Origin of the sequence: Ensifer adhaerens (assembly GCF_000697965.2) — a bacterium.
In the GTDB taxonomy this organism is placed as follows: Bacteria; Pseudomonadota; Alphaproteobacteria; order Rhizobiales; family Rhizobiaceae; genus Ensifer; species Ensifer adhaerens.
The window spans coordinates 702,653-728,633 of record NZ_CP015880.1 but is presented as its reverse complement, the minus strand read 5'-3'; the positions used below and the strand labels follow the sequence as shown (position 1 = coordinate 728,633).

Here is a 25,981-nt window from a genome sequence, read left to right as displayed (position 1 = left end):
TGGCGGCCGTTCTGGTACCGCGAAGGCCTCTCGCTTAGTCTCTGCGCCAAAGAAAAGGGAAAGCCGTGCGCATCAAGCATCTCGACGCAGACGACGTGGACATCTTCCGCCGCATCAGGCTGGAAGCGCTCAACCGCGAGCCGCAGGCCTTCGCCTCGACAGCGGCCGACTGGGAGCGCCTTTCGGCTGAGGAATGGCGCGCGCGGCTGATCGCCAACGCCGTATTCGTGGCCTTCGACAGCGATGAGCCGGTCGGCATCATGGGCCTGATGCGCGAGCGTGCGAGCCGGCTGGCGCATCGGGGCACGATCATCATGGTCTATGTGTGCGACGAGGCCCGCGGGTCCGGCGTGGCGCGACAGCTGCTTGCGCAACTGACCGATCATGCGCGCTCGGCCGGCATCCGACTGCTCGAACTCGTGGTGCGTGCCGACAATCCGACGGCGATCCGCTTTTATGAACGTGCGGGTTTCTACAAGATCGGGCACGTTCCCGGCGGCATGCTCGACGGCGACCGGGAGGTCGACGAATTTCTGATGGCACGCCACATCGACGGCCGCGCCCCACCCATTGAGACATTGCAAGGAGCGACCCGATGAAAGCCATGTATTACGACGCCTTCGAGAAGATGCCGGAAATCCGTACCCTTCCCGATCCGACACCGACGGAGAACGGCGTGGTCATCAAGGTCGAGGCAACAGGGCTTTGCCGGTCCGACTGGCACGGCTGGATGGGCCATGACGCCGATATCCGCCTGCCGCATGTGCCCGGCCACGAGCTGGCGGGCGTGGTGACCGCCACCGGCCGCGGCGTCATGCGCTACAAGGTCGGCGATCGGGTGACCGTGCCCTTCGTTTCCGGATGCGGCCGTTGCGGCGAGTGCCGCTCCGGAAACCAGCAGGTCTGCGAGGCGCAGTTCCAGCCGGGCTTTACCCACTGGGGCTCGTTTGCCGAATATGTCGCGCTCGACTTTGCCGACCAGAACCTCGTGCATCTGCCTGAAAGCATGGACTTCACCACGGCTGCGAGCCTCGGCTGCCGCTTCGCAACGTCGTTCCGCGCCATCGCCGACCAGGCCAAGGTCAAGGGCGGCGAGTGGGTGGCGGTGCATGGCTGCGGCGGCGTCGGCCTCTCGGCAATCATGATCGCGGCGGCCCTCGGCGCCCAGCCGATCGCGATCGACATCGCCGAAGACAAGCTCGCCTTCGCCAAAAAACTCGGCGCGGTCGCTGTCATCAATGGCCGTGACGTGCAGGACGTGGCAGCGGCGGTGAAGGATATCACCGGCGGTGGCGCCCATGTCTCGATCGACGCGCTCGGCAATCCCGTGACCTGCTTCAACTCGATCAAGAACTTGCGCCGGCGCGGCCGCCACGTCCAGGTTGGCCTGATGCTCGGCGACCAGGCGACGCCACAGATCCCGATGGCGCAGGTGATCGGCCACGAACTCGAAATCTATGGCAGCCACGGCATGCAGGCCTGGCGCTACGACGCCATGCTGGCGATGATCGCCGACGGCAAGCTGAAGCCGCAGCAACTGATCGGCCGGGAAATTTCTCTTGAAGAGGCGATCCCTGCCCTCGTCGCCATGGACCGCGCCACCGATCTCGGAATCAGCGTCATCACCCGCTTCTGACGGCCACGGCAAGCCGTGAACGCCGCAGCCGGTAGGCAATATGATGACCGCCCATTCCGACTCACCATCCGCATGCGCTAGCCTTGTCCCCAATCGGGGGCAAGGCAGATGACCATTGCGAGACGACGAAGACTGATCAAGCGGCAGCGCACCGGCACGGCGCTGGCCGTCGCCGCGACGATCTCGTTTCTCGCCGGGATGACCGACGCGATCGGGCTCTTGAGCATCGGTGACTTCGTCTCCTTCATGAGCGGCAACACGACGCGGGCGGCGATCGCGCTCGGCGACGGCGACTTCACCGGCGCCCTGCTGCTCGTCGGCGCGCTTGGAGCGTTCATCATCGGCAACGCGCTCGGCGTGATTGCGGCCGCACGCCTCGGCGTCGTCGGCGTCCTCTCGATGGTCAGTTTGGTGCTGATGCTCTGCGCTGGCTTCGGAACCTCGATGCCAAAGCCCTTTTATTTCTACGGCATCGTGCTTGCCATGGGCCTGGTCAATGCCGCCGTCGAGCACATCGAGGGCCTGCCGATCGGGCTCACCTACGTGACTGGTGCCCTTTCCCGTTTCGGGCGCGGTCTCGGCCGCTGGCTGCTCGGCAACACCAACCGCCAATGGCTCATGCAGATCGTGCCCTGGCTTGGCATGTTCTCTGGCGCTGTCGCCGGCGCCGTCCTGCAGCGCCATTTCGGCCCGGCGTCTCTTTGGGCTTCCTTCGCGCTTAGCGCCGGGCTCACGCTGGCCACCATTCTGGTGCCGTCGCGCTGGTCGAAGCGCTACATCCATCCGGGCTGATCCCGCTCCGGCCACAGCTTTTCGCCTCCCCCAAGATTTTGCCCTTAAGCCCGGACGGGTTTCAGGGCAAAATCCGCGCTGAAGAATCACGAGCGAGGTCCTGCCATGGCGCTTGCGGCAGCCGTTACTGCGGATGAACTTTACCATCCCATCCTCAACGCCAATCCGGCGCATCCGGCCGGCTGGCCGATCCGTGTCATCGTCAGCTCGCAGACCGAGGCGCGGCACAATCGTGCGCTTTGGGCGCCGACGCATCTCATCTCCGTGCGCGCACCCGGCAGCCGGCTTTTGTCGATGATCGAGTTGCCGCCGGAAAATCACCTGGAACTCTTTTTCGGCGACACCACCGATCCGGACGAACCGGATGCGGCGCGTCCGCAGGCGATCGACGCCGCATTCGCTTTCATCGACCGCTTGCCCGAGGACGCGCATCTGCTCGTCCATTGCCTGCGGGGCATTGGCCGCGCGACGGCGCTGACGCTGGGCATTCTGGCACGCTACATGCCGCCGGAAGAGGCAGCCGCGGCCCTGCATGCGCTTCGCCCGGAAGCCAAGCCGAACCGGCATGTGGTCAACCTGTGCGACACGGCGCTCGGGTTCAAGGGCAAGCTCGCCAAGCAGGCGCTACGCTTCCCGGCAAAAGTCTGGAAACCGGCCAAGGGCTAAGGCAGGAAACCTGCCTTTGAGCGGCCAGCGGTTGTGCGACGCACAAATATTTGACATGATCCGCGTAAAGAACGGTGACAGCGGGCTGTCCGATCGGGCGTGATGCTGTAAGCCTTTGTTTTCGGATAGGCTTTGATGTGGCATGTTCGCCATGTCAGCCAGCACCGAAGACAACTGACGGGAGGAAACGATGTCCCACGCGGCCTATGTGTTTGACGCCTACGGCACGCTCTTCGACGTGCATGCGGCGGTCAGGCGCCACGCTGAGGAGATCGGTCCGGACGGACAGGCTTTTTCCGAACTCTGGCGCGCCAAGCAGCTCGAATATTCCTGGGTGCGCTCGCTGATGGGCAGCTACCAGGATTTCTGGAAGCTGACCGAACAGGCGCTCGACTTTGCCTTCGCGCGCTTTCCCTCCGCCGACCCGAAGCTGCGCAAGCGGTTGCTGGACGCCTACTGGACGCTCGACTGCTATCCGGAAGTGCCGGCCGTTCTGAAAGGTCTCAAGGAGCGCGGGGCGCGGATCGCCATCCTCTCCAACGGTTCGCCGGCCATGCTCGCGTCGGCCGTGCGCAACGCCGCACTCGATATCGTCATCGACGACGTCTTTTCGGTCGACGCGGTGAAGGCGTTCAAGACGGCGCCCGCCGTCTACGATCTCGTTACCACCAGCTACCGGCTCTACCCGCACGCAGTCTCGTTCCAGTCGTCGAACCGCTGGGACATTGCCGGGGCGACGAAATTCGGCTTCCGCACCGTGTGGATCAATCGGGCAGACATGCCGGACGAATACCGCGATCATGGGCCTGCCTTGATCCTGCCCTCTCTCGAAAGCCTGCAATTCGGTATCTGAAGGAGTTCTTTGATGGTCTGGTCGCCCGCGCAGTATCTCAAGTTCGAAGACGAACGCACCCGACCAGCCAGAGACCTTCTCGCCCAAGTGCCTGACCTGCCAGAAGGCCTCGCCTTCGACCTCGGCTGCGGCCCGGGGAACTCGACCGAGCTCATCCGCGACCGGTTTCCCTGGACCACGCTTTCCGGCCTCGACAGCGACGAGAACATGCTCCTTGCCGCCGCCAAGCGGCTGCCCGGGGTATCCTTCGAAAAGGCGGATCTTGCGGCCTGGGTTCCTCCCGCCGGCGCCTCGCTGTTTTACGGCAACGCCGTCTTCCAGTGGCTTCCGAACCATCTCACTATCTTCGAAAGGCTGATGAAGGCGCTTGCCTCCGGCGGTACGCTCGCGGTGCAGATGCCGGACAACCTCGGAGAGCCGAGCCACCTCCTGATGGAAGAGACCGCGCGCAGCCCGGCTTTCGCTGAAGCCTTTGCCGGCAAGACCATCCGCCGCAACCCGATGCCGCCGCCGGCAACCTATGTCGAATGCCTGGTTCCGTGGGCAGCGCGCATCGAGGTCTGGCATACGATCTACTATCATCGCCTCGCCAATGCCGAAGCGATCGTCGAGTGGGTAAAGGGGACCGGCCTCAGACCTTATCTCGATACCTTGCCCGAGGACCGGCGGAGCGCCTTTCTCGCCGATTACACCGACCGGATACGCGCGGCCTATCCGGCAACGAGCGACGGCAAAGTACTGTTGCGTTTTCCGAGGTTCTTCATCGTGGCGGTCAAGGCGGGCTGAGTTCGTCTGCCCGCCGGGCGCTTACATGCGCTCCGCCAGAAAATCGATAAAGGCGCGGATACGGGCAGCGAGATGCTCGTGGCCGGCATAGACGGCGTAGACCGTCTCGATCTCGCCCGACTGATAGTCCTCGAGCAGCGGCACCAGCGTTCCAGCCTCGAAATCCGGCTCGACATGGAAACGACCGATGCGCCCGATGCCGACGCTGGCAAGGCAAAGCTGGCGGACGATCGAACCGCTCGATACCTGCATATTGCCGGAGACGGTTCGGTGCGCGATCTGAGACTGGCCCGGCGCGCGAAACGCCCACTCGTCGACGCTGCGGCGGAAGTTGAAGCGAACGCAGTTGTGGCCGTCGAGATCGTCAGGGGTTTGCGGGATCCCATACTTTTCAAGATAGGCGGGCGTGGCGATCACCACCGGCCGGGTTTCCATCAGCTTGCGCGCCTTCAGGGATGAATCACGCAGCGGTCCGGTGCGGATCGCCACGTCCGTGCGTTCGCCGACGACATCGATCATGCTGTCGGTCAGCGTCAGGTCGAGCTGGACCTCCGGGTATCGCGCCAGGAACTCCGGCGCGAGCGGCATGATGTAGCGCTCGCCGAAGCCGACGGCGGCGTTCACACGCAAGAGCCCACGCGGCGCCATGCGTCCGCCGGCGGCAACGACATGCTCGGTCTCGGCGATATCTCCGAGGATCCGTTGCGCCCGCTGGAAATAGACTTCGCCTTCTGGGGTCAGCTGCAAGGTCCGGGTCGAGCGCACGAGCAGGCGCGTGCCAAGCCGGTCCTCGATGCGGGTCACCAGCTTGCTGACGGCCGACGGCGACAGTTTCAGGCGCCGCGCCGCAGCGGAGAAGCTGCGGGTCTCTGACACGGCGACAAAAACCTCCATCTCACCGGCTCGGTTGTCCATGCGCTTCCCTTTGAACTCAATTCACAAACGTTTGTCTGATTATGCGTATTATCGTGATGAGTGCAAAGGCTCATATTCCACCCGACTTCAACAACAACCACACGCCCGGTGCTCCCAGCCGGGTGGGAAAGGTCTCGTCGTGCCTATTGCCATACTTGCGCTGACGATCGCGGCCTATGCGATCGGAACAACGGAATTCGTGATCGTCGGCCTCCTGCCGACGGTTGCCACCGACCTCAATGTCACCCTGCCGCTCGCCGGCCTGATCGTCAGCGTCTACGCGCTCGGCGTCACCTTCGGCGCGCCTGTTCTCACCGCGCTCACCGGCCGGATCGAGCGCAAACCGCTGCTGATCGGCCTGATGGCGCTGTTCATCGTCGGCAATGCCGCCGCAGCATTGTCGCCGAGCTATGAACCGCTGCTCGTCGCCCGCGTCATTTCTGCCTTTGCCCATGGCGTGTTCTTCTCGGTCGGCTCGACCATTGCCGCCGACCTCGTACCGGAAGACCGCCGCGCCTCGGCCATTGCCATGATGTTCATGGGCCTGACCGTCGCGATCGTCACCGGTGTGCCGCTCGGCACCTGGATCGGCCAGACCTTCGGCTGGCGCGCCACCTTCTGGGCCGTCACCGGTCTCGGCGTCGTCGCTCTTGTCGCGATCGCAGCCCTGTTGCCGAACACGCTGTCCAAGGCGCCGCCGGCAAAGCTCATCGACCAGGTGCGCGTGCTCGGCTCCGGCCGCCTGCTGATCGTCTTTGCCATGACCGCGCTCGGCTACGGCGGCACCTTCGTCGCCTTCACCTTCCTGGCGCCGATCCTGCAGGACATCACCGGCTTTTCGGAAAGCGCCGTCAGCCTGATCCTGGTGCTCTACGGCATCGCGATTGCCATCGGCAACATTGCCGGCGGCAAGATCGCCAACCGCGACCCGGTCAAGGCGCTGATCGGCCTGTTCCTGGCGCAGGCGGCGGTGCTCGTGCTCTTCACCTTCGCGGCCCCCTCGCCGGTGCTGACGCTGGTCACGCTTGCGGCCCTCGGCTTCCTGTCCTTCGCCAATGTGCCGGGCTTGCAGCTCTATGTCGTGCAGCTTGCCAAGCAACATCGTCCGGGCGCCGTTGATGTCGCCTCGGCGCTCAACATCGCGGCCTTCAACCTCGGCATCGCCGTCGGCGCCTGGCTCGGTGGCGTCATCGTCGCCTCGCCGCTCGGCCTTGGCATGACGCCCGTGATCGGTGCCCTGCTCGTCGCCGCAGCCCTGCTGCTCACGCTCCTGAGCGGCGCCCTTGATCGTCGCACCGGGGCGGCCTACCAAACGGCTTGAACCGCCGTCTGCGAGGACCACCTATAGCCTCATTCCTTTTTCGCCCGGCCAGGTGGCCGGGGGCTTATCAAGCATAACATGCCCAGTACAAGGAGTTACCCACGATGCATTCCGTCAATTCCAACGGCGCCAACATTCCGGCGCTCGGCTTCGGCACTTTCCGCATGCCCGGCGCCGATGTGCTGCGCGTTCTGCCGGAAGCCCTGAAGCTCGGATTCCATCACGTCGATACGGCGCAGATCTACGGCAACGAGGCCGAAGTCGGCGAGGCCATCCATAATTCCGGCGTGTCACGCGCCGATATCTTCCTCACCACCAAGGTCTGGGTCGACAAATATGCCCATCGCGACTTCCTCGCCTCGGTCGACGAAAGCCTGAAGAAGCTGCGGACCGACCAGGTCGACCTGCTTCTCCTGCACTGGCCGGGCGGCAGCGACGTGCCGATGGCCGAGCGCATCGGCGCTCTCAACGAAGTGCACAAGGCCGGCAAGGTTCGCCACATCGGGGTCAGCAACTTCAACACGGCGCAGATGGAAGAGGCCGTGAAGCTGAGCGACGCGCCGATCGCCACCAACCAGGTCGAGTACCACCCCTATCTCGATCAGACCAGAGTGCTTCAGACCGCCCGCAAGCACGGCATGTCGATCACCGCCTACTATGCGATGGCGAACGGCAAGGTGCCGAGCGATCCACTCTTGAAGGAGATCGGTGCCCGCCACGGCAAGACGGCCGCGCAAGTAGCGCTGCGCTGGCTCGTGCAGCAGAAGGACGTGATCACCCTTTCAAAGACCGCGACGATCGATCGCCTGAAGGAAAACTTCGCGATCTTCGACTTTGCGCTCGGCGACGGCGAAATGGCCGAAATCCACGCCCTTGCGCGTGCCGACGGCCGCATCGTCAACCCGGAAGGCCTTGCCCCCGTCTGGGACAAGGCTGCTTAACGAACGCAATCATTTCGCCGCCGGCCAATTCCCTGCCGGCGGCGGATACGATATGGACATCGCCTCAAGGACACGGATCGTAGGGAGGGGGCGATGTCGTTGCACGAGGCAAAGGCGAGCGATTTTGCTCCCGACTGGCCGGCGATTATCGCCGTCGTTCTCGGTGTCACCGCCTTCTCGGTGGCGCAGGGTCTCACCTATCCGCTGATCTCGCTTTCGCTTGAGAGCCGCGGCGTTTCGGCCGGCATGATCGGCCTCAATGCCATGGGCTTTGCCGCCGGTCTCGGTGTTGCGACGCTTATTCTCGGGCGGCTGACGCGGCTCGCCTCGGCCGACAAGCTGATCATCGCCAGCCTCATCGGCTGTTCCATCTGTCTCGCGACACTTGCCTCGACGTCGGAACTCGTCATCTGGTTTATCGCCCGCTTTGCCCTGGGTTTCTTCGTCAGCATGGTCTTCATGCTTGGTGAAGCGTGGCTGAACACCGCCTGCCCGGACCGGCTGCGCGGCCGCGTCTCCGGCCTCTATGGCGCCGGCATGTGCGGCGGCTTTGCGGCCGGTCCGCTGGCGATCCCGTTGCTCGGCACCAGCGGCGGTCTCGGCTTTGCCCTCTTGGCGATCTATATCGCACTCGTCGCCTTCCTCACGGGGCTGCTGACCATGGGCGCCCGCACCCGGCCCGAGCCGTCCTCGACGCGGGACCTCTTCGCCTTTTTCGGGAAGGCGCCGATGCTGATCCTCATGGTGCTGATGTTCGGATTTGCCGATATCGCCGCGATCTCGGCGATGCCGGTCTATTTCGTCAAGACCGGCCACAGCCAGGCCTTTGCCGCGCTGAGCGTAACGGCGCTGGCGATACCGACAGCTGTGGCACAGCCTTTCATCGGCGTGCTTCTCGACCGCCTGCCGCGCCGCCGGGTGGCGATCTCGGCGGCCGCGATCGCTGCCAGCGGCTATCTGCTCGTGCCGTTGCTGTCGTCCGATATCGCTCTGCTTCTGACCTTCGCCTTCATCGGCGCGGCGAGCTTCGCGCTCTATACGGCGGCGCTCACCATGCTCGGGGAAGAGTATCGCGGCAGCATGCTGGTTGCCGGCAGTGCCGCCTTTTCGCTCGCCTATGCCGCCGGCAGCGCGGCTGGATCCGGCGCGACCGGCGCGCTGATGAACTTTATCAACCCGATCGCTGGCCCGATCGGCGTGGGCGTCGTGCTGGTGGTCTTCACGCTTGCCTTCGCGCTCAACGGCCGACGCTAGCCCTCCGCGCAGATCCGGGCGAGAGCCTCGCTGAAGATGCGGGCGGCCGGCCCGAGCGGCTCGTCGATCCGATGAACGAGATAGGCTTCGGCCCCCACCTGGCTGTTGCGGCCAAGGGCGGCCGTCGGCATGCGCACGAGCCGGCCTTCCGCAAGGTCGCGCTCCACCTGCCAGAACGGCAATCGACCCCAGCCGAGGCCCGAGCGGATCATCGCATGCTTTGTGTCCTGGCTGCTGACACGGCAGGTTTGCGGCGAGAGCACGCCGTAGTCGCGCCCGACCGTGCGCTGCGACTGATCCGACAGGACGATCTGCAGATGGTCCGCAAGCTCGGCATTGTCGAGCACGTCTCCCCCTGCGCGCAGCCCCAAGGGATGATTTGCGGCAACGACCGCGACGAGTTCGACCGTCGCAAGCGCCCGACGGGCGATCGCCGGGTCGCGGAAATCTTCGCCGACAGTGATGCCGAGCGTGAAGCGGCGATCGACCAGGCCGTCGAGCGGCCCACCGAGCGGCAGGACCGCAAGCCGGATCGACACATCCGGATAGGCGCCGCGCATCTCCTTCAGCGCCAGGCCGACGGTCTCGATCGGAAACAGCGTATCGACGACCAGAGAAAGCTCAAGCTCGATGCCTTCGCCGAGCCCGCGTGCCCGGGCGCGCATCGCGTCCACCCGCAACAGGATGTCGCGCGCATTGGCGAGCAGCGCATGCCCTTCCGCCGTCAGGACCGGCCGGTGGCCGGACCGGTCGAAAAGGCCGACCCCCAGTTCGGCCTCCATGTTGGCGATGGCGTGGCTGACGGCCGATTGCACCCGTGAGAGCCTGACGGCGCCGGCGCGGAAGCTTCCGCTTTCGGCGACGGTCACGAAGGTCCGCATCTGATCGAGAGTAAGGGCATCGAGCATGATCGATTCCATAGATCATCTTGATGAAAATTATATCACTCCAAGAGATCGAGAAAAGCACCCATCTTTTCTGTGAACGGCAATGCCGCCCACAAAAAGGAAACCGAAATGACCAAGGTGCTCGTGCTCTACTATTCCTCCTACGGCCACATCGAGACTATGGCGAACGCCGTCGCCGAGGGTGCGCGCACCGCCGGCGCCACCGTCGCGCTCAAGCGCGTGCCGGAAATCGTCCCGGAAGCCGTGGCCGTCAAGGCCGGCTACAAGCGCAACCACGATGCACCGGTGGCAACCGTCGCCGAACTGCCCGACTATGACGCGATCATCATCGGCACGCCGACACGCTTCGGCAACATGGCCGCCCAGATGAAGAACTTTCTCGACCAGGCGGGTGGGATCTGGGCACGCGATGCCCTGGTCGGGCGTATCGGCAGCGTTTTTACCTCGACCGGAAGCCAGCATGGCGGCCAGGAATCGACGATACTCGCCACGCATACCGTACTGCTGCATCTCGGAATGGTGATCACCGGCCTTCCCTACAGCTTCAAAGGCCAGATGCGCATGGACGAAATCACCGGCGGATCACCCTACGGCGCCTCGACGCTGGCCGATGACGGCAACGGCGGCGACCGGCAGCCGAGCGCCAACGAACTGGAAGGCGCACGCTTCCAGGGGCGCCACGTGGCGGAACTGGCGGCAGCGCTGGTTGCCGGACGCACCCGCGTTGGGGAGATCGCCTGATGGCCACGGCCGCAGCCTTTGTTCGCGAAAGAACCGATTGGTCGGGCGTGATGACCGTTGTTGCGGCCGGCGTGGTCGCGGCGATGCAGGTGGGCAAGGGGCTGATTGCAGGCCCGCTGCTTCAATCCGATCTTGGGCTCAACCTTTCTGCCCTCGGCTGGATCACCTCCGTCTTCGCAGTCGTTGGCGTCGTCGGGGGCATGGTAGCCGGCGCGTTCGTCACAGCTGTCGGCGACCGGCGCCTGCTTGGCATCGGCATGGCGCTGCTGGCGTTCGGTTCCTTTGCCGGCGCGGCGAGCCCAGCATTCACGCTGCTTCTGCTGTCGCGCATCATCGAGGGCTTCGGCTTTCTGCTTGTCGTCGTCGCCGGTCCCGCCATCCTCATGCGTCTGGTGACGCAGGAGCGCCGCGACCTCGTCTTTGCCCTCTGGAGCTGTTTCATGCCCGCGGGCATGGCGATCGCCATGCTGACGGGGCCCGCCTTTACCGGTTGGCAGGCGATCTGGTGGAGCAACGGGCTGCTCACGCTTGCGAGCCTCGCCTCCATTTTCCTGGCCGTGTCGCCATCCCGGCAAACGCCCCGTGTCGCCACCCGCTTCCGGGATGATGCCGCGGAAACGCTGACGAGCCGCGGGCCCGTGCTGCTCTTCGCGCTGTTTTCGCTCTACAGCCTGATGAGCTTCACGCTTTCCAGCTTTCTGCCGATCCTGCTGATCGAGCGCCTGCAGGTCTCGCTTGGAACCGTTGGCCTGTTGAGCGCCGTCATCACGCTGGTGAACGTCTTCGGCAATCTGGCCGCCGGCCATCTTCTGTCCCGCGGCTTCGCCCGCGGCAGGCTGGTCGCAAGCGCCGCGTTGCTGACCGGCGTGTCCGGCCTTTGGATCTTCCTGAGCCCTTCAGGCGGACATCTGATCCTGGCGCTCTGCCTCCTGTTTTCCGCGATCGGCGGGCTCATTCCGGCGACGCTGATCTCATCGGTGCCGCTCCTGTCGCCACGTCCGGCGCTTGCGCCGATGGCGATGGGCCTGCTGATGCAGGGCAGCAATCTCGGGCAACTCGTCGGCCCCGTCGCGGTCGGAACCGCGATCGAGTTCTACGGATGGACATCGGGTGCGGCTTTTATCGGCGCCAGTGCCGTTCTTTGCATCGCGCTGACGCCCACACTCGAACGGACGCTACGGGAAAGCAGGCCGGAACGCTGACAGGGGCCGCAGGCAACAAAAAACCCACCGGCAGACGCCGGTGGGCTTCGCTTTTTTACGTTCGGGTCGCCGGTATCAGACGAACTGGCTGAGACCCGGAACCGAAGCGACGACTTCGTCGACCACGTCTGCGCCGGCCTTCTCCTTGGCGAACGCGATGGTTTCCTTTGCAAGTCCGGTGATTTCACCCATGCCGAGGCCCTGGCTCATCAGCTGCTGGCCGAGCGCCATGACGCCGCCACCACCGATTGCCGACATCAGACCGCCGAGCAGGCCGCCGCCGCCCGTGCCTTCGCCGTTGTACTGAGCGATCAGTTCGGACGCGCCCGGGATCGCTTCAATCATCTGGGCAACCGGACCGTCGGCGGCTTCGCGCTGCAGGAAGCCGAGGATCATGCCGACAGCCTTTTCGGCGGTTGCCGGCTCGATGCCGACATTTTCAGCAACGCGCGTGACCAGTTCATTCATGGAGAAACTCCCTCATTTTGGATTTTTGACGTTGACGTCAAGGTAAATGATCGCCCACCAAATAACAAGCCGTGAGCCGTGACTATCGACCTATCGATATCGCCGCATTCCGGTCGCGGATAGGCACAGCCTTGTTGCCGGGCGCAACCGCACCACCTATAACAGAAATCCAGGCACATTTCGATGACGGCGCGCCCCTGCGACACTGCGAACCGCCCGCTTTCATTGATGAAACGGAGATGAAGCCCACATGTTGGAAGAAGGCAAGCTCTTTATCGGCACCAGCCGCAAGCCTGATGATTCGATCAACAAGGGCGAGTATCTGGAGCTCAAGTTCGGCAATCGACACGGCCTGGTCACCGGCGCCACCGGCACCGGCAAGACGATCACCCTGCAGGTGCTTGCCGAAGGCTTTTCCAACGCTGGCGTCCCGGTCTTCTGCGCCGACGTCAAGGGCGACCTCTCCGGCATCGGCGCGATCGGCGAGGCCAAGGATTTCATCCTGAAGCGTGCCGAACAGATCGGCCTGCCGACCAATCCTTACGAGTTTCAGGAATTCCCGGTCATCTTCTGGGATATCTACGGCGAGAAGGGCCATCGCGTTCGCACCACCATGTCGGAGATGGGCCCGCTGCTCCTGTCGCGGCTTATGAACGCGACCGACGCGCAGGAAGGCGTGCTCAACATCGCCTTCAAGATCGCCGATGAGGGCGGACTGCCGCTGCTCGACCTCAAGGATCTGCAGGCGCTGCTCAACTACATGGGCGACAATGCCAGCACGCTTTCCAATCAGTTCGGTTTCATTTCCAAGTCCTCGGTCGGCTCGCTTCAGCGCGAGCTGCTGATCCTCGAACAGCAGGGCGCCGAACATTTCTTCGGCGAGCCGGCGCTGAAGATTTCCGACATCATGCGCACCACCAATGACGGCCGCGGCGCGATCTCGGTGCTGGCCGCCGACAAGCTGATGATGAACCCGCGGCTCTACGCCACCTTCCTGCTCTGGCTGCTGTCGGAACTGTTCGAGGAGCTGCCGGAAGTGGGCGACCCGGACAAGCCGAAGCTGGTCTTCTTCTTCGACGAGGCGCATCTGCTCTTCAACGACGCGCCGAAGGCACTGATCGAGCGCGTTGAACAGGTCGTGCGCCTCATCCGCTCCAAGGGCGTTGGCGTCTATTTCGTCACCCAGAACCCGCTCGACGTGCCCGACACGGTTCTCGGTCAGCTCGGAAACCGCGTTCAGCACGCGCTGCGCGCCTATACGCCGCGCGACCAGAAGGCGGTGAAGACTGCCGCCGACACCTTCCGCCCGAACCCGGATTTCGACTGCGCCACGGTGATCACCAATCTCGGCACCGGCGAGGCTCTGGTCTCCACACTCGAAGGCAAGGGCGCGCCCTCGATGGTCGAGCGTACGCTGGTGCGACCGCCGCAGTCCCGCGTCGGTCCCCTGACGGAGGCCGAACGGAAGAAGGTCATGGATGTCAGCCCGGTCCGTGAGCTTTACGATGAGGATTTCGACCGTGAATCGGCCTACGAAATCCTGGCGGCGCGCGCCAAAAAGGCTGCCGACGCACAGGCCGAGGCACAGTCTCAGGCCGAGCAGCAGACGAGCGAGGCGAGCACCGGCGGCAGCCGCTGGACGCTGCCGGGCTTTGGCGACGACGATCCGGCGGCACCGGCCGGCAAGCAGGCGCGCCCGCGCAGCTCCGGCTACCAGCGCGAGACGGTCGTCGAAGCGGCGATGAAATCGGTCGCCCGCACAGTCGCGACCCAGGTCGGCCGCGCCCTGGTGCGCGGCATCCTCGGCAGCCTTAGCCGACGCTAACCAAGACCGGCCGACGCGGCCCATCCATTCCCACGCGCCCTGACCAAATCAGGGCGCTTCGTCATTTCTGGAACATCCGCATGGATGTGAAGGATTCAATCGGCGCCATCCTCAAGGACGGCGACAACGTCACCCTGATCAGAGACCTGAAAGGCAAGGGAACCTCGACGACGCTGAAGCGCGGGACGATGGTCAAGCGCATCCTCCCCCGATGAAGTCGAGTGCCGCGTCGAAAAGACCAAGGGTCGGGTGATGCGCACCGAATTTCTGAAGAAGGCTTAAGGCCCGCGCGGGATGCCGGAACGGCACGGCGAAATGACTCGACGGCCCGCCGTGCCGATCAATGCCGTGTCTTGTCAATGCCGTGTGTTGGGGAGGGTGAAGCGCTCAAGCGGCGCCCCCTCACCGCAACGGCGGCCCGCTGCGTGGCGGCGTATTCGTCCGTCAACTCCAGCAGAGCCAAGGCGATCTCGTCCCAATGCCACCCTACCCGCTCGGCGAGATCCGTCAGCAGTTGGAACTCCTAGCGCAATGCGGTCGCGCATTCGAGCTCTCGCTGCGCAAGCGCGTAGGTTCTGGTTTTCGGCCTGGCGATCATCCTATTTTACCTCCTGCTCATCAACTCCTCAGCCCGAGCATAGGTTCCAGCAGCTCCCAGTCGAAGCATAGGTTCCCGCGCCGCGGCAGGGGAACCAATCGGTCGCCGGACCGTTGGCTAGGGACAGGAGGTACTGTCATGAAGAAAATCATCCTAGCCGGTTTTGTGGCAAGCCTTGCCTTTTCCGGCGTCGCCCTGGCTCAGACCACGACGTTCCCGGCGAGGTCAAAACCTACGTCCTTCAGCAAACCAGCCCATCCGTGACCTATGACGGCACTGTCGTCGTGGGCGACCCTTTGCCCGACACGGTCGAGGTCTACCCGATCCCGCAGCAACCGACCTACGGCTATGTCGTCGTCAACCAGCAAAGGGTGCTGGTTGATCCGCAGAGCAGGCGGGTCATCGAGGTTCTGCAGTAGACCGGCACAGCATGCCTGAAAAAAGAAGCCCGACGGAGACCGCCGGGCTTCTTTCAACAGGGGATCTGAGAGAACTCAATCTGAGAAACTCAGGCGACGGTCAGCTTGACGTCGATGTTGCCCTTGGTTGCATAGCTGTAGGGGCAAACGATATGCGCCTTCTGGACGAGATCTTCGAGCACGGCCTTGTCGACGCCCGGCGAAGAGATTTCGAGCGCAGCGTCGATGCCGAAGCCGGTACCATCCTCGCGCGGACCGATGCCGACGGTTCCCGTCACCGTGGTGTCTTCCGGAAGCTTTACCTTCTCCTTGCCGGCAACGAATTTCAGCGCGCCGAGGAAGCAGGCCGAGTAGCCGGCTGCAAAGAGCTGCTCGGGATTGGTGCCGCGGGCGCCGTCGCCGCCAAGTTCCTTCGGAACGGTGAGCGTGACGTCGAGCACGCCGTCGGCGCTTTTGGCCTGGCCGGCGCGGCCACCGGTTGCGGATGCAGTGGTGCGGTAAAGAATGGGCATTGGCGGGGTCTCCTTTGCGTTTCCTGAGTGAATGCGATTTAGATAGCGCAAAATTCAATTGTACGCAAATTAATTTTGCAAATTGCATTTCGAGCGTCTTTTTGCGACAATGGCGCATGGCGAACAAGGCGGCACATAGCGACAACATTCCCGAGGAAGCACTCGCGCTCGGCAAGCAGCTGTGTTTTGCGGTCTATTCTGCGGCCCATGCATTCAACCGCGCCTACAAGCCGCTGCTCGATCGTTTCGGCCTCACCTATCCCCAATATCTCGTGCTCCTGGCGCTCTGGCAACAGGACGAGATGACGGTCAAGCGGATCGGCGAGGAGATCGGTCTGGATTCAGGCACGTTGTCGCCGCTTCTCAAGCGCCTGGAGGCAGCCGGTTATGTCGGTCGCCAGCGCGACCCGAGCGACGAACGTCAGGTGATCGTGCGGCTGACGGACGAGGGCCAGCACCTGAAAAACGAGGCCTTCGGCATCCTGATCGGCATCAGCAAGGCCTCGGGATGCAGCCTGAAGCAAGCAGAAGACATTCGCGAAACGCTGCATCAGTTGACGCGGCAGCTCAATGCCGGCCCCGGCGAGGATTGACCGACCCGCCTTCCGCTCGACGCGGTGGGTGCTGTGCGGAAACGTGAGGGGCGGATATCCGTCCCTGCCCGTCATCAGATAACGAGGATCGGCGCCTTGCCGCGGACGCGATCGTAGAGATCCATGACATCCTGGTTGAGCATGCGCACGCAGCCCGACGAGACCGCCTTGCCGATCGACTTCCATTCCGGCGTGCCGTGAACACGGTAAAGCGTGTCCTGGCCGTTCTGGAAGATGTAGAGCGCGCGCGAACCAAGCGGATTGTTGAGGCCTGGGGCCATGCCGCCGTTCTGGGCCGAATAGGGCTTTAGCTGTGGCTGGCGGGCGACCATGCTGTCCGGCGGGGTCCAGCGCGGCCACTTCTGTTTCCACTGGATGACGCCGCGACCCGACCAGGCAAAACCCTCGCGACCGAGGCCGACGCCGTAACGCAGCGCCCGGCCACCCGGCTGGATCAGATAGAGGTAGCGGTCACCGGTATCGACGACGATCGTGCCCGGCTGCTCGCCGAAGGGATCGCTGACCTCCTGGCGGTAGAAGCGCGCGTCGATCTGGCGATAGGGAATTTCCGGCACCTGATAGCCACTGTCGCTCACAGAGGCATAGATGTCCGAGACATAGAGGCCCTGCGGCGGAAGACCGGTTGGAACTGGCCCTGGGCCATCCTGCCTTTCATAGATGCCTTCGGCGCGCGGATCGGTAAACCGTCCCTCGACCGCTGGATTGCGGAACACCGGCGCCGTCTCATAGCGAAAGACATCCGTGTTCATCGACGAAGTGCAGCTCGCAAGACCGGCGGAGGCGAGCGCCACGCCGGACGAGCGAAGAAACTGGCGACGGGAGAAAAGGACTGAAGAGGACATCGAACTCTGGGGGCTTGAGTGCGGCATGAGGAGTGCTGCATGAATTTGCTTAACGAAGTGCTACGCACAGCCCCCACGGATTGGGGCGATGCTTGCATTTACGGCTGGAACGAAGCTTGCGTCGCGAGGGTGGCAGGGCTCAAACGCTGTGGATACTGAACCGCGGCTGCAGCATCAGCGCCTCGAAATCCGGAGCCGAGAGCGGCCGGCTGAAGAAGTAGCCCTGGATTTCGTCGCAACCGCTCTGGCGCAGGAATTCCACCTGGGCCTGGTTTTCCACACCCTCGGCAATGACACGAAGGCCGAGGTTCCGCGCAAGCGAAATGATCGCGGCGGTGATCGCGTTGTCGTCGAGATCCGTCGGAATGTCGGCGACGAAGGACCGGTCGATCTTCAGTCGGCGCACCGGGAAGCGTTTGAGCGCGCTCAAGCTCGAATAGCCGGTGCCGAAATCATCGATCGCCAGGTGCACCCCGATCGCCTGCAGCTCGTGCATGGTGGCGATCGCGCCAGGGACATCCTGCATGATCAGGCTCTCGGTCAGTTCCAGTTCGAGGCGGAACGGGTCAAGCCCGGTCTCTGTGAGAATTGCCGCGACATGGGCGGCCCAGTTGCGCTCACGGAACTGGCGCGCCGAAACGTTGACGCTGATGATCAGCGGCGGCAGGCCCTCATCCTGCCAGGCCCTGGCCTGGCGGCAGGCCGCGCGCAGCACCCAGTCGCCGATCGGCACGATCAGCCCGGTTTCCTCGGCGAGCGGAATGAACGCCGCCGGCGAGACCGTGCCGCGTTCGGGGTGGCGCCAGCGCAGCAACGCTTCGGCCGCGAAAACGCGGCCAGTCGCCAGATTCATCTGCGGCTGGAACTGCAGGAAGAACTCTTGCCGCGCGAGCGCCTGGCGCAGCTCCTCCTGCTGCTTGAGCTTCTCATGCGCCTTGGCGGCCATCTCTTCGGTGAAGACCTGCAGGTTGTTGCGGCCGAGCTCCTTGGCCCGGTACATCGCCATGTCGGCATTGGCGAGCAGTTCGCCGACCGTCTTGCCCTGATTGGGAAAACAGGCGACCCCCATGCTGCAGGTGACCTGCAGGCTGCGGCCCTCGATCTGCATCGGCGCGGCGATCGCTCGCCGGATATCCTCGAGCCGAGCCAGCACGATATCGCGCTCGCAGGGAAGCCCGTTCAAAAGCAGGATGAATTCATCGCCGCCGACCCGCACGACCATGTCGGACTTGCGCACCGAAGCGCGCATGCGCGAGGCCGTGACCTTCAAGAGTTCGTCGCCGGCGGCGTGGCCGAGCGTATCGTTGACCAGCTTGAAATTGTCGAGATCGAGGAAGGCGAGCACCGCCCACTGGCCGCTGCCGCGCAGGGCTTCCAGCGCCTCGGCGACCTGTTCCTCGAACTGTGCGCGGTTGGGCAGACCGGTCAGCGCGTCGTGGTGCGCCATGAAGCTGATGCGATCTTCCGCCTGCTTGCGCTCGATCGCGATGCCGGCGAGATGCGCCGCCATGGCGATCAGTTCCTTTTGTCCGTCGTCGGGCACGCCGACGACATCGGAATAGAGCGCGAAGGTGCCGAGCACCTTGCGCTCGCGCGAATGGATCGGGGTCGACCAACAGGAGCGGAAGCCGTAGGGAAGCACCAGCTCGCGATAATCGTCCCAGAGCGGATCGACCTGAATATCCGAGACGATCACCTGCTCGCCGCGCCAGGCGGCCGTGCCGCAGGAGCCCATGCGCGGGCCGATCTCGACGCCGTGGATGGTCGCGCAATAGGCCTCGTCGAGGCTTGGCGCTGCGCCGTGGAAGAGATAGCGGCCATCGGGCGACAGCAGCAGCACCGAGCCCTTGATGCCCGGCATCAAGGCTTCGATCAACAGGATCATGTCGCGGAAGAAGGCGTCGAGCGGCCGGCCGTTGGCGATCATCTCAAGCAGGCGCGCCTGCCCTTCGAGCAGCCGCTCGGCCGCCTTGCGGTCGGAAATGTCACGCGAAACGCCGACGATGCCGACGATCTTGCCGCTCTTGTTGCGCAGCGGCACCTTGGAGGTCATCAGCCAGCGATCGCGGCCCTTGCTGACGATGGCCCGTTCCTCGATGCCGAAGATCGGCTCGCCGGTTTCGATGACGCGACGCTCGATGTCGGCAATCGCCTTGGCCATCTGCGGCGGATGGAGATCGAAATCGGTCTTGCCGACGATATCCTTCATGGCTTCGAGCCCGTTGTCGGCAACCGTCACCTGATTGGCGATCAGGAACCGCCCCTCCACATCCTTGGCGTAGATGTAGTCCGGCACGTGGTTGATAATGGTCTCCAACCAGTAGTGGCGATCGGCGATATCGGGTTCGCTCGGAAAGATGCGCGCGACCTCCTCGGCCAGCCGATTGCTGGCGTCGATCAGGCGGCGCGTTTCCGCGTTGCCGCCGGCATTGAGAGCGGCATATCGCGGATTGCGGGACGTGTTCTTCGCCAAGCAAGGCCTCCCGACGCTCTTCGCCGCGTCGCTGGTCGATCTTTCCCCACTTCACGTTAGACGAGCAAGAGTTAGCTCTTCCTAAATAACTGTAGAAAAATCGTGTAGAGGTTGCAACGGTCAAGTTGCAAGAGGCGATAGAAGGGGTGGATGACGCCACCCCTTAATGTCCGTTCAGGACAACCGTCGGCGCACCGGTGCAACGCGCATCAGCAATTGATCGACGATCACCATGACGACGATCGAGATGCCCGTCAACGGAAACGCCAGCCCGAAGACAATGGCCATGAGCCACAAGCCCACATAGACGCTGCGCCGCGGCGGCATCGGGGGCACGCCGATGCGTCCCGCCGGGCGCCGCTTCCACCACATGATGACGGCGGAAAGGGAAACGAGCACGATGGAAATGCAGGCGGCCAGCATCAGGAGCTGGTTGACGCGCCCCCATTCCTGCCCCTTGTGCACGTTGATGCTCCATTCGATGGCCTTTCCGAACGCCGGGTAATCGCCAAAGGAAATGTCGACGAGAGGCTTCCCGGAATATTGATCGATATGGATCGTGCGCTCGCGCGCAAGGTCGGCGGGAAAGATGGCGGCCGTATAGACGGCAGTCTCGTCGAGCGGGATCGCGAGCTCGTAGCCGGGCAGCATGCCCTCAGCATCCGCGATCGCGACGGCGCGATCGATCCCGACCGGCTCGTCGGCGCCACCGCTGGACGCCGGAACCGGCGCGTTTTCCATCAGCCAATTGGCCCTGGGCAACACGTCGGTCGACACCTTGCTGGAGGTCGGGACCTCATCCCAAAGCGCTGCCGGATAGCCGAGCCCCATCGCCGTCAGCTTGCCGTTGACCGTTGCACCCCAATAGCCGGACCACAGAAGCCCGGAGAAGGCGAGAAAGACGATCAGCAGGCCGGCGCCGATACCGGTCACCGCATGGAGATCGCGCCAGAACACCCGGCGTGCCGGCGTGCCGCGCACGGTCAACACACCGCCGGTCTGCTGGCGCGGCCACCAGAGATAGATGCCGGTGAAGACCAACAGGATGGCAAAGCCCGCAACGATCTCGATGATTGTTTCGACCGACTTGCCGAAATAGTCGAGGCTGTGCAGGTCCTCAACCACCTGGTTGAACTCCTCCGATGGCGCGACCCGGTCGAGGATCGAGCCGGTGTAGGGATCGACGAAGACCAGCATGCGCGCTTTGCCGATGCCGACAGTGACGCGTGCGGAGCGATCCACGCCGGCCGGCGTGCGATAGGAGACGGCAACGCTGCCCGGCACGGACTCCACCGCCGTCGCGACGATCGCCGAGGGCGACATCCGTTCGGCGCCCGCTGCCACGACGTTGCGGTAGGCAAAGACGGTATCGTCGATCTCGTCGTTGAACAGATAAAGCCCCCCGGTCAGCGCCAGGCTGATCATGAAGGGGATGACGAGCAGGCCGGCAAAGAAGTGCCAGCGCCAGATGGCACGGTAGAGCGAGATGCCGCGCTCTGTGGCCGCGGAGCTGTCCACGGCATTGGTGAAGGATGCGGTTGTCATGGTTTTCTCCGGGAAGGACCGTTTGCACGGCTTCGCCTCTTGGTGATCGGGACGACCGCCGATCACGGCAATGCGCGTCGAAGATGGACGCCGCAAGGCCAATCAGCTGTCGTTCAAGCGCGTATCAGGTGGAGAAAACCGTTGGTGGCGCCCTTGGCCCCGCTCCGGTTAAGAGCACCGAGCGAACGAAACCGAAATCGCCGGCTGGAACGGAAAGCGGGCGCGCGCGGGCTTGCGACGGCAAGACGATCGGGTAAGGCGCCGGCAGGTCGGCGGGCGCAACCAAGCAGCAGGACTGGCAGCCGTGGCCCTTCGTGCCACCTTTTCCATCGGGATCGTCGTGGCCAGAGAGGCAAAGATCGGCAAGGCTGCCATCCGGGAGGACGTAGGCGATAGCATCCGGCGACCGCGGCATGGCGGCGGCCGGTTGCTGGATCAAGGCCGAAACGACGAGAACCAGCGCGCAAAGCATGCGCGCCGCCAAGTTCGTCAACCGATCCCCTAAAAGCCCTGCCAAATGCATCCCCAAATCGACGGGCGACAGCTAAAGATCTGCGACCGCAAACGCAAGTCGGCAAAGCGCCGCACGGACCATCAAAAGATTTCATGTGTGCTATCAGCGCCGCCCGCTTCCGTCACTCCCGATGCTTGCCTAAGACAGGCGACAACGCAGGACGGGAGGAACACGGCATGCTGACGATCTATGGGGTTTATCGCTCGCGCGCATCGCGCAATTACTGGATGGCGCGGGAACTCGGCATCCATTTCCAATCGGTACCGGTCATCCAGGCACGCCGCGTCGCCGATCCGTTGGCTGCTGATGCGCCGATCAACACCAAGTCGCTCGCCTTCCTCGCCGTCAATCCGATGGGGCTGATCCCGGCGATCGAGGATGATGGCGTGGTGCTGACGGAATCGCTTGCCAACAATCTCTATCTCGCGCGCAAGTATGGCGGCCCACTGGCGCCTGCCGATATCGCCGAGGAAGGCTTGATCGGCAACTGGACGATGTGGGCGGCGACCGAGGTTGAGCCGCACACCGTAGAGATCATCCTGACCTACGACTACGGCGCCGAGAACACGGATGAAGGCAAGGCGATGATCGCCAGATGCGTGACGTCGCTCGACAAGGTCTTTGCCCGCATGGAAAGCCACCTCGACGGACGCGACTATCTCGTCGGCGATCGCTTCACCGTCGCCGACCTCAATCTTGCGGAGGTCTTCCGCTACGCCATGAGCCAGACGCAGCTGTTCGACAAGCATCCGCGGGTTTCGGCCTGGCTTGCCCGTTGCCATGCCCGCCCGGCCTTCAAGGCGATGATGGAAGAACGCCTGAAAGAACTGGCGGACTGAGCGGTCAATAAGGGGGGCCTCCCTGCGATCAGCCCATGGTCGCCGCGTCGAAGCGAACGCGCGGCGCCTTGATGTCGAGCAGGCGCATGCCCTCCTCCACCTCATCACGAACCCAGCGCTTGAACGCCTTGGCGGCCTTGCTTTCGCGCCGTGACGGCGCGCTGACGAAGTAGTGGCCGAAGCCCGTCGGCACCCGGATGCCGAACGGTACCACAAGGCTGCCCTGCGCGATCGCAAAGCCGGCGAGTGTCTGCCAGGCGAGCATCACCCCCTGCCCGGAGATCGCGGCGTCGAGCACCAGCGACGCCTCGTTGAATGTGTGGCGCACGTTCACTTCCGCGCCCGAGAGCCCGACTTCGCGGAGCCACACCTCCCAGCTGAACATCGAATGGCCGTCGATAACAGCGGGCAGTTTTAGAATATCTGCAGGCTTCCGAAGCCCTTCGGCCATGGCCGGCGAACAGACCGGAAAAACCTCCTGCTGCAACAGCGGCTCGGATTTCACGCCCGGCCACTCGCCCGTACCAACGCGAATGCCGACATCCACATCCGACGTGTCGAGATTGACGAGCTTTGTCGTCGCGTCGATGCGCAGGCGAATGTCGGGATGGCGTTCGGCAAAACGGTTGAGCCGATAGACCAGCCAGCGGGCGGCAAAGACCGGCGCGACCGAGATGGTCAGCACCGACTCGTCGCGGCGGCGCGCTGAAGCCACGGCCTCTGCCAGCTCGTGAAAGGCGTTGCTGATGCGCGCGAGGAAGCGCTCGCCGAAATCGGTGGGCAGGAGGCCGCGCGGGGTGCGCTCGAACAACACGCGGCCGAGCTGGGCCTCCGCCTTGGCAATCTGCTGGCTGACGGCGCCAGGGGTCACGCCCAATTCGTCCGCCGCGGCGGCCAGCGATCCCAGCCTGCCGGCAGCCTCGACGGCGCGCAGCCCGTTCAAATGTACCGTGTTCAGATCTCTCATATAGTTTTTCTAAACACGATCTCTGCCATTCTCAATTGAAAAGATGACAGGACAGGCGGATCATCCAAGCATCGAAAGGATGGTCCGCCATGTTTAGGCTTCTCTCGAAACTGACGCCGCTCAAAACATCCGACGACCGAAAGGACGATGCGCCGCTCGCCTGGGCGCGCGATCCGCTGCAGCATCCGGATCTCGAACGGATGGATGGGCGCGAACTCGGTGACCTGCCCTTCCCGGGTTGGCCGTGGCCACGCACGGCGGAGTGCACCGGCAGCCGCCTCTAGGACCTGCGGCTTTGAAGCTGCACTATGATATGCTGGCCGGATGAGCGACGATCTCGAGCGCAACTTCATCCGTGTCGTCAGGCTGGCGGAGGCCGCAGGCCTGCCCGAAGTGACGATCGGCACGTCCTACGGTACGCCGGCGCTGCTGGTGAAAGACAAGAGTTTTGTGCGCATGAAGGATGGCGAGACGCTGGTCGTCATGTGCGCGCTCGAAGAAAAGGAAATGCTGCTGGAGCTCGACCCGGGGCTCTACTTTCAAACGGATCACTACAAGGGCTGGCCCGCTATGCTGGTGCGGCTTTCGGAAATCGACGACCAAAGCCTAACCGGGCGGCTGGTTGCCGCCTGGCGCGAGAAGGCGCCAAGGCGGCTCGCCGCGAGCTTCCTCGAGCCAGGTCAGGCTCCGCCGCCGACCTTGTAGACCAGGCAGACCTTGCCACCATCCAGTCGCTTCACGTTATCGAGCTGCACATGATGGCGCTCCGCCACTGTGTCGAACAGCGCCTTGCCCTTGCCGACCACGAGCGGGTGGATGGTGAGACGCAGTTCGTCGATCAGGCCGTGGTCCATCAGGCTCGACACCGTGCGCGCGCCGCCGACGACATAGATAGTGCGGCCCGGCGCCTGCCTGAGCGTCTCGATTTCGGAGACGTCGCGCACGATCCTGGCGTTTTCCCATTCGACGTCGGAACGGGTTTTCGAGAGGACATAATGCGGCGTGCCAAGCGCAAAGTCCGCATATTCGATTTCTTCGGGCGTCGGCAACTGGCCGGTGAACTCCAGCGGCGCATGCGGGTCGCGCTTGATCGCGCTCCAATACTGCTCGTAGCCCGAATACATGCCGTTCCCGAGGACGCAGGCGTCGATCTCGGGCAGGAGGTCGAACGTATCCGACCAGGAATCGACCCAGTCCGTATAGCCATCCGGCCCGTCGATCAGACCGTCGATGGACATCTGCATGCCTGCAACCACCTTGCGCATCATCATTGTCTCCCTGTCGGCGTTACACGCCAAGGACGCGCGGCAGACAGGAAGCCCGACATCCCAGGCAAAATAATCCTGGTTACGCGAGGGACGTCGCCGAACGGACGGCTCTTCCATTTCCAAGCCGGCGCCTATACCGGTTAAGCGAACAGCCGGACAGGTATTTCCATGATCGTTCGCAACCGCCCCACCCTTTTGAAACTCTTCTTCATCCTCCGGGGTTCGGTCATCCAGCGGATCTTTCCGCAAGTGCTGTTCGTCTTTGCGCTCTCCGCCTTCGTCGTCTGGGCGCACCGCGTCGATCCCGGCCTGGTGCCGAGCGTCAGCAGCGGCCCCTTCGCGTTGCTCGGCATCGCGCTCTCCGTGTTTCTCGGCTTCCGCAACAATGCCTGCTACGACCGCTGGTGGGAGGCGCGGAAGGCCTGGGGACAGTTGATCTTCACCGCACGCGACCTCGCCCGCCAGACGCTGATCCTTGCCGGAACCGAGCGGCAGCGCCTGCTCGACATCACGATCGCCTTTGGCCACGCGCTGGTCTGCCATCTGCGGCCGGGAAGCGATGTCGGCAGACCGCTAGCGCGGCTGCCGACAGATCTCGTTGCCGGCTACAAGGCAAGCCGCAACGGACCGGACTTTCTGCTGCGCGAAATGGGCGGCATTCTCGCCGGACTGCACGGAACCGGCACGATCAGCGACTTTCAGTGGGCGCAGCTGGATGGCACGCTCGGCAAGATGTCGGCCATGCTTGCGGCCTGCGAGCGGATCCGCAACACCCCCGTGCCGTTCGGCTATACGCTGCTCCTGCACCGCACCGCCTATCTCTTCTGCTTTCTGCTGCCCTTCGGCTTTGCCGATGCGCTCGGCTGGGCGACGCCCTTCGTCACCGCGCTTGTCGCATACACCTTCTTCGGCCTCGACGCGCTCGGCGACGAACTGGAGGAGCCGTTCGGCGTGTTGCCGAACGACTTGCCGATCGTTGCGCTTGCCGAGACCATCGAAATCAACCTGCGCGAGGCGCTGGGCGAGACCAACCTTCCGCCTCTGCCGCAGCCGAAGAACTACATCCTGATGTAGCCGCAACT

The 25,981-nt window shown here is 63.8% G+C and carries 27 protein-coding genes and 2 pseudogenes; 19 read left to right on the top strand and 10 right to left on the bottom strand.

The genetic code is table 11. From position 1 onward, the window contains the following. Nucleotides 1-65 precede the first annotated feature (65 nt). From FA04_RS03430 to tam, 6 genes are all read left to right on the top strand, one after another. Nucleotides 66-599: a GNAT family N-acetyltransferase gene (locus FA04_RS03430; protein ID WP_051659155.1), complete on the top strand. Its 534-nt coding sequence runs from the start codon at nucleotides 66-68 to the stop codon at nucleotides 597-599. Further along, nucleotides 596-1,636: a zinc-dependent alcohol dehydrogenase family protein gene (locus FA04_RS03425; RefSeq protein WP_034789258.1), complete on the top strand. Its 1,041-nt coding sequence runs from the start codon at nucleotides 596-598 to the stop codon at nucleotides 1,634-1,636. The genes FA04_RS03430 and FA04_RS03425 overlap by 4 nt, the downstream gene beginning before the upstream one ends. Before the next feature lie 108 nt (nucleotides 1,637-1,744). After that, entirely contained in the window at nucleotides 1,745-2,428 is a 684-nt protein-coding gene (locus FA04_RS03420) for a YoaK family protein (RefSeq protein ID WP_034789257.1), read from the top strand. 105 nt (nucleotides 2,429-2,533) lie between these two features. Further along, nucleotides 2,534-3,094, top strand: coding sequence for a phosphatase (locus FA04_RS03415; RefSeq protein WP_034789256.1), 561 nt, complete (start codon nucleotides 2,534-2,536; stop codon nucleotides 3,092-3,094). A gap of 190 nt (nucleotides 3,095-3,284) precedes the next feature. Next, complete coding sequence (locus FA04_RS03410; protein WP_034789254.1) at nucleotides 3,285-3,947, top strand: haloacid dehalogenase type II; 663 nt, start codon at nucleotides 3,285-3,287, stop codon at nucleotides 3,945-3,947. A gap of 12 nt (nucleotides 3,948-3,959) precedes the next feature. After that, nucleotides 3,960-4,733 (top strand): trans-aconitate 2-methyltransferase, encoded by a 774-nt coding sequence (gene tam / locus FA04_RS03405; protein WP_034789252.1) that lies wholly within the window; start codon nucleotides 3,960-3,962, stop codon nucleotides 4,731-4,733. A gap of 21 nt (nucleotides 4,734-4,754) precedes the next feature. Here the strand turns inward: tam and FA04_RS03400 are convergent, their stop codons facing one another. Continuing rightward, nucleotides 4,755-5,648 carry a LysR family transcriptional regulator gene (locus FA04_RS03400; protein WP_034789251.1) on the bottom strand — a complete coding sequence of 298 codons (894 nt, stop codon included), beginning with the start codon at nucleotides 5,646-5,648 and terminating at the stop codon, nucleotides 4,755-4,757. A gap of 139 nt (nucleotides 5,649-5,787) precedes the next feature. On the opposite strand from FA04_RS03400, the gene FA04_RS03395 reads away from it, so the two are divergent. The 3 genes from FA04_RS03395 (at nucleotide 5,788) to FA04_RS03385 (ending at nucleotide 9,164) form a co-directional block, all read left to right on the top strand. Beyond that, nucleotides 5,788-6,969: an MFS transporter gene (locus FA04_RS03395; RefSeq protein WP_034789250.1), complete on the top strand. Its 1,182-nt coding sequence runs from the start codon at nucleotides 5,788-5,790 to the stop codon at nucleotides 6,967-6,969. Between the two features lie 104 nt (nucleotides 6,970-7,073). Beyond that, nucleotides 7,074-7,910, top strand: a complete 837-nt coding sequence (locus tag FA04_RS03390; RefSeq protein ID WP_034789248.1) for an aldo/keto reductase — start codon at nucleotides 7,074-7,076, stop codon at nucleotides 7,908-7,910. Between the two features lie 93 nt (nucleotides 7,911-8,003). Continuing rightward, nucleotides 8,004-9,164 carry an MFS transporter gene (locus tag FA04_RS03385; RefSeq protein ID WP_034789246.1) on the top strand — a complete coding sequence of 387 codons (1,161 nt, stop codon included), beginning with the start codon at nucleotides 8,004-8,006 and terminating at the stop codon, nucleotides 9,162-9,164. On the opposite strand, the gene FA04_RS03380 is transcribed toward FA04_RS03385, so the two are convergent. Next, complete coding sequence (locus FA04_RS03380; protein WP_034789456.1) at nucleotides 9,161-10,072, bottom strand: LysR family transcriptional regulator; 912 nt, start codon at nucleotides 10,070-10,072, stop codon at nucleotides 9,161-9,163. The two genes, FA04_RS03385 and FA04_RS03380, sit on opposite strands and share 4 nt — an antisense overlap. A gap of 108 nt (nucleotides 10,073-10,180) precedes the next feature. Here FA04_RS03380 and wrbA point away from each other — a divergent pair, with 108 nt between their 5' ends. Both wrbA and FA04_RS03370 read left to right on the top strand, forming a co-directional pair. Beyond that, nucleotides 10,181-10,813: an NAD(P)H:quinone oxidoreductase gene (wrbA, locus tag FA04_RS03375; protein ID WP_034789451.1), complete on the top strand. Its 633-nt coding sequence runs from the start codon at nucleotides 10,181-10,183 to the stop codon at nucleotides 10,811-10,813. Beyond that, entirely contained in the window at nucleotides 10,813-12,015 is a 1,203-nt protein-coding gene (locus tag FA04_RS03370) for an MFS transporter (RefSeq protein ID WP_034789245.1), read from the top strand. Before wrbA ends, FA04_RS03370 begins: the two co-directional genes overlap by 1 nt. Nucleotides 12,016-12,090: 75 nt before the next feature. On the opposite strand, the gene FA04_RS03365 is transcribed toward FA04_RS03370, so the two are convergent. Continuing rightward, complete coding sequence (locus tag FA04_RS03365; protein ID WP_034789243.1) at nucleotides 12,091-12,483, bottom strand: hypothetical protein; 393 nt, start codon at nucleotides 12,481-12,483, stop codon at nucleotides 12,091-12,093. 250 nt (nucleotides 12,484-12,733) lie between these two features. Between FA04_RS03365 and FA04_RS03360 the strand changes: the two genes are divergently transcribed. From FA04_RS03360 to FA04_RS03350, 3 genes and pseudogenes are all read left to right on the top strand, one after another. Then, nucleotides 12,734-14,308, top strand: coding sequence for a helicase HerA-like C-terminal domain-containing protein (locus FA04_RS03360; protein WP_034789241.1), 1,575 nt, complete (start codon nucleotides 12,734-12,736; stop codon nucleotides 14,306-14,308). A gap of 80 nt (nucleotides 14,309-14,388) precedes the next feature. Beyond that, nucleotides 14,389-14,590 (top strand): annotated as a pseudogene (locus FA04_RS03355) (PhnA domain-containing protein). Nucleotides 14,591-15,044: 454 nt separating this feature from the next. Continuing rightward, a pseudogene (locus FA04_RS03350) lies at nucleotides 15,045-15,325 on the top strand (DUF1236 domain-containing protein). 89 nt (nucleotides 15,326-15,414) lie between these two features. Here the strand turns inward: FA04_RS03350 and FA04_RS03345 are convergent. Beyond that, a complete protein-coding gene (locus FA04_RS03345; RefSeq protein WP_034789240.1) occupies nucleotides 15,415-15,837 on the bottom strand; it encodes an organic hydroperoxide resistance protein in 423 nt (140 codons plus the stop codon). Between the two features lie 116 nt (nucleotides 15,838-15,953). Here FA04_RS03345 and FA04_RS03340 point away from each other — a divergent pair, with 116 nt between their 5' ends. Continuing rightward, on the top strand, nucleotides 15,954-16,430 hold the full coding sequence (locus FA04_RS03340) for a MarR family winged helix-turn-helix transcriptional regulator (RefSeq protein ID WP_034789238.1): 477 nt from the start codon (nucleotides 15,954-15,956) through the stop codon (nucleotides 16,428-16,430). A 74-nt stretch (nucleotides 16,431-16,504) separates the two neighbouring features. Here the strand turns inward: FA04_RS03340 and FA04_RS03335 are convergent, their stop codons facing one another. From FA04_RS03335 to FA04_RS03320, 4 genes are all read right to left on the bottom strand, one after another. Continuing rightward, a complete protein-coding gene (locus FA04_RS03335; RefSeq protein ID WP_034789236.1) occupies nucleotides 16,505-17,293 on the bottom strand; it encodes a L,D-transpeptidase family protein in 789 nt (262 codons plus the stop codon). A 139-nt stretch (nucleotides 17,294-17,432) separates the two neighbouring features. Beyond that, a complete protein-coding gene (locus FA04_RS03330) occupies nucleotides 17,433-19,766 on the bottom strand; it encodes a putative bifunctional diguanylate cyclase/phosphodiesterase (protein WP_034789234.1) in 2,334 nt (777 codons plus the stop codon). Nucleotides 19,767-19,940: 174 nt separating this feature from the next. Further along, on the bottom strand, nucleotides 19,941-21,311 hold the full coding sequence (locus FA04_RS03325; protein ID WP_051659154.1) for a PepSY-associated TM helix domain-containing protein: 1,371 nt from the start codon (nucleotides 21,309-21,311) through the stop codon (nucleotides 19,941-19,943). A 124-nt stretch (nucleotides 21,312-21,435) separates the two neighbouring features. Next, nucleotides 21,436-21,804, bottom strand: a complete 369-nt coding sequence (locus FA04_RS03320; RefSeq protein WP_060644840.1) for a hypothetical protein — start codon at nucleotides 21,802-21,804, stop codon at nucleotides 21,436-21,438. A gap of 197 nt (nucleotides 21,805-22,001) precedes the next feature. On the opposite strand from FA04_RS03320, the gene FA04_RS03315 reads away from it, so the two are divergent. Beyond that, nucleotides 22,002-22,664 (top strand): glutathione S-transferase family protein, encoded by a 663-nt coding sequence (locus tag FA04_RS03315; RefSeq protein ID WP_034789232.1) that lies wholly within the window; start codon nucleotides 22,002-22,004, stop codon nucleotides 22,662-22,664. A 28-nt stretch (nucleotides 22,665-22,692) separates the two neighbouring features. On the opposite strand, the gene FA04_RS03310 is transcribed toward FA04_RS03315, so the two are convergent. Beyond that, complete coding sequence (locus FA04_RS03310; RefSeq protein ID WP_034789230.1) at nucleotides 22,693-23,631, bottom strand: LysR substrate-binding domain-containing protein; 939 nt, start codon at nucleotides 23,629-23,631, stop codon at nucleotides 22,693-22,695. Nucleotides 23,632-23,720: 89 nt separating this feature from the next. Between FA04_RS03310 and FA04_RS03305 the strand changes: the two genes are divergently transcribed. Next, nucleotides 23,721-23,915 carry a hypothetical protein gene (locus tag FA04_RS03305; RefSeq protein ID WP_034789229.1) on the top strand — a complete coding sequence of 65 codons (195 nt, stop codon included), beginning with the start codon at nucleotides 23,721-23,723 and terminating at the stop codon, nucleotides 23,913-23,915. Between the two features lie 40 nt (nucleotides 23,916-23,955). Continuing rightward, nucleotides 23,956-24,336 carry an MmcQ/YjbR family DNA-binding protein gene (locus tag FA04_RS03300; protein ID WP_034789228.1) on the top strand — a complete coding sequence of 127 codons (381 nt, stop codon included), beginning with the start codon at nucleotides 23,956-23,958 and terminating at the stop codon, nucleotides 24,334-24,336. Here the strand turns inward: FA04_RS03300 and FA04_RS03295 are convergent. After that, nucleotides 24,312-24,902, bottom strand: coding sequence for a dihydrofolate reductase family protein (locus FA04_RS03295; RefSeq protein WP_234798734.1), 591 nt, complete (start codon nucleotides 24,900-24,902; stop codon nucleotides 24,312-24,314). The two genes, FA04_RS03300 and FA04_RS03295, sit on opposite strands and share 25 nt — an antisense overlap. 165 nt (nucleotides 24,903-25,067) lie before the next feature. Between FA04_RS03295 and FA04_RS03290 the strand changes: the two genes are divergently transcribed. Further along, nucleotides 25,068-25,973 (top strand): bestrophin family protein, encoded by a 906-nt coding sequence (locus FA04_RS03290; protein ID WP_034789227.1) that lies wholly within the window; start codon nucleotides 25,068-25,070, stop codon nucleotides 25,971-25,973. The last annotated feature ends 8 nt before the right edge of the window (nucleotides 25,974-25,981 follow it).

Bases quoted from the DNA above. Each gene is read 5' to 3' on its own strand.
- FA04_RS03335 (WP_034789236.1), bottom strand. From the start codon at position 17,293: ATGTCCTCTTCAGTCCTTTTCTCCCGTCGCCAGTTTCTTCGCTCGTCC.
- FA04_RS03315 (WP_034789232.1), top strand. From the start codon at position 22,002: ATGCTGACGATCTATGGGGTTTATCGCTCGCGCGCATCGCGCAATTAC.
- FA04_RS03295 (WP_234798734.1), bottom strand. From the start codon at position 24,902: ATGATGATGCGCAAGGTGGTTGCAGGCATGCAGATGTCCATCGACGGT.
- FA04_RS03415 (WP_034789256.1), top strand. From the start codon at position 2,534: ATGGCGCTTGCGGCAGCCGTTACTGCGGATGAACTTTACCATCCCATC.
- FA04_RS03310 (WP_034789230.1), bottom strand. From the start codon at position 23,631: ATGAGAGATCTGAACACGGTACATTTGAACGGGCTGCGCGCCGTCGAG.
- tam (WP_034789252.1), top strand. From the start codon at position 3,960: ATGGTCTGGTCGCCCGCGCAGTATCTCAAGTTCGAAGACGAACGCACC.
- FA04_RS03420 (WP_034789257.1), top strand. From the start codon at position 1,745: ATGACCATTGCGAGACGACGAAGACTGATCAAGCGGCAGCGCACCGGC.
- wrbA (WP_034789451.1), top strand. From the start codon at position 10,181: ATGACCAAGGTGCTCGTGCTCTACTATTCCTCCTACGGCCACATCGAG.
- FA04_RS03325 (WP_051659154.1), bottom strand. From the start codon at position 21,311: ATGACAACCGCATCCTTCACCAATGCCGTGGACAGCTCCGCGGCCACA.
- FA04_RS03305 (WP_034789229.1), top strand. From the start codon at position 23,721: ATGTTTAGGCTTCTCTCGAAACTGACGCCGCTCAAAACATCCGACGAC.
- FA04_RS03410 (WP_034789254.1), top strand. From the start codon at position 3,285: ATGTCCCACGCGGCCTATGTGTTTGACGCCTACGGCACGCTCTTCGAC.
- FA04_RS03370 (WP_034789245.1), top strand. From the start codon at position 10,813: ATGGCCACGGCCGCAGCCTTTGTTCGCGAAAGAACCGATTGGTCGGGC.
- FA04_RS03340 (WP_034789238.1), top strand. From the start codon at position 15,954: ATGGCGAACAAGGCGGCACATAGCGACAACATTCCCGAGGAAGCACTC.
- FA04_RS03390 (WP_034789248.1), top strand. From the start codon at position 7,074: ATGCATTCCGTCAATTCCAACGGCGCCAACATTCCGGCGCTCGGCTTC.
- FA04_RS03300 (WP_034789228.1), top strand. From the start codon at position 23,956: ATGAGCGACGATCTCGAGCGCAACTTCATCCGTGTCGTCAGGCTGGCG.
- FA04_RS03380 (WP_034789456.1), bottom strand. From the start codon at position 10,072: ATGCTCGATGCCCTTACTCTCGATCAGATGCGGACCTTCGTGACCGTC.
- FA04_RS03365 (WP_034789243.1), bottom strand. From the start codon at position 12,483: ATGAATGAACTGGTCACGCGCGTTGCTGAAAATGTCGGCATCGAGCCG.
- FA04_RS03345 (WP_034789240.1), bottom strand. From the start codon at position 15,837: ATGCCCATTCTTTACCGCACCACTGCATCCGCAACCGGTGGCCGCGCC.
- FA04_RS03425 (WP_034789258.1), top strand. From the start codon at position 596: ATGAAAGCCATGTATTACGACGCCTTCGAGAAGATGCCGGAAATCCGT.
- FA04_RS03400 (WP_034789251.1), bottom strand. From the start codon at position 5,648: ATGGACAACCGAGCCGGTGAGATGGAGGTTTTTGTCGCCGTGTCAGAG.
- FA04_RS03360 (WP_034789241.1), top strand. From the start codon at position 12,734: ATGTTGGAAGAAGGCAAGCTCTTTATCGGCACCAGCCGCAAGCCTGAT.
- FA04_RS03290 (WP_034789227.1), top strand. From the start codon at position 25,068: ATGATCGTTCGCAACCGCCCCACCCTTTTGAAACTCTTCTTCATCCTC.
- FA04_RS03385 (WP_034789246.1), top strand. From the start codon at position 8,004: ATGTCGTTGCACGAGGCAAAGGCGAGCGATTTTGCTCCCGACTGGCCG.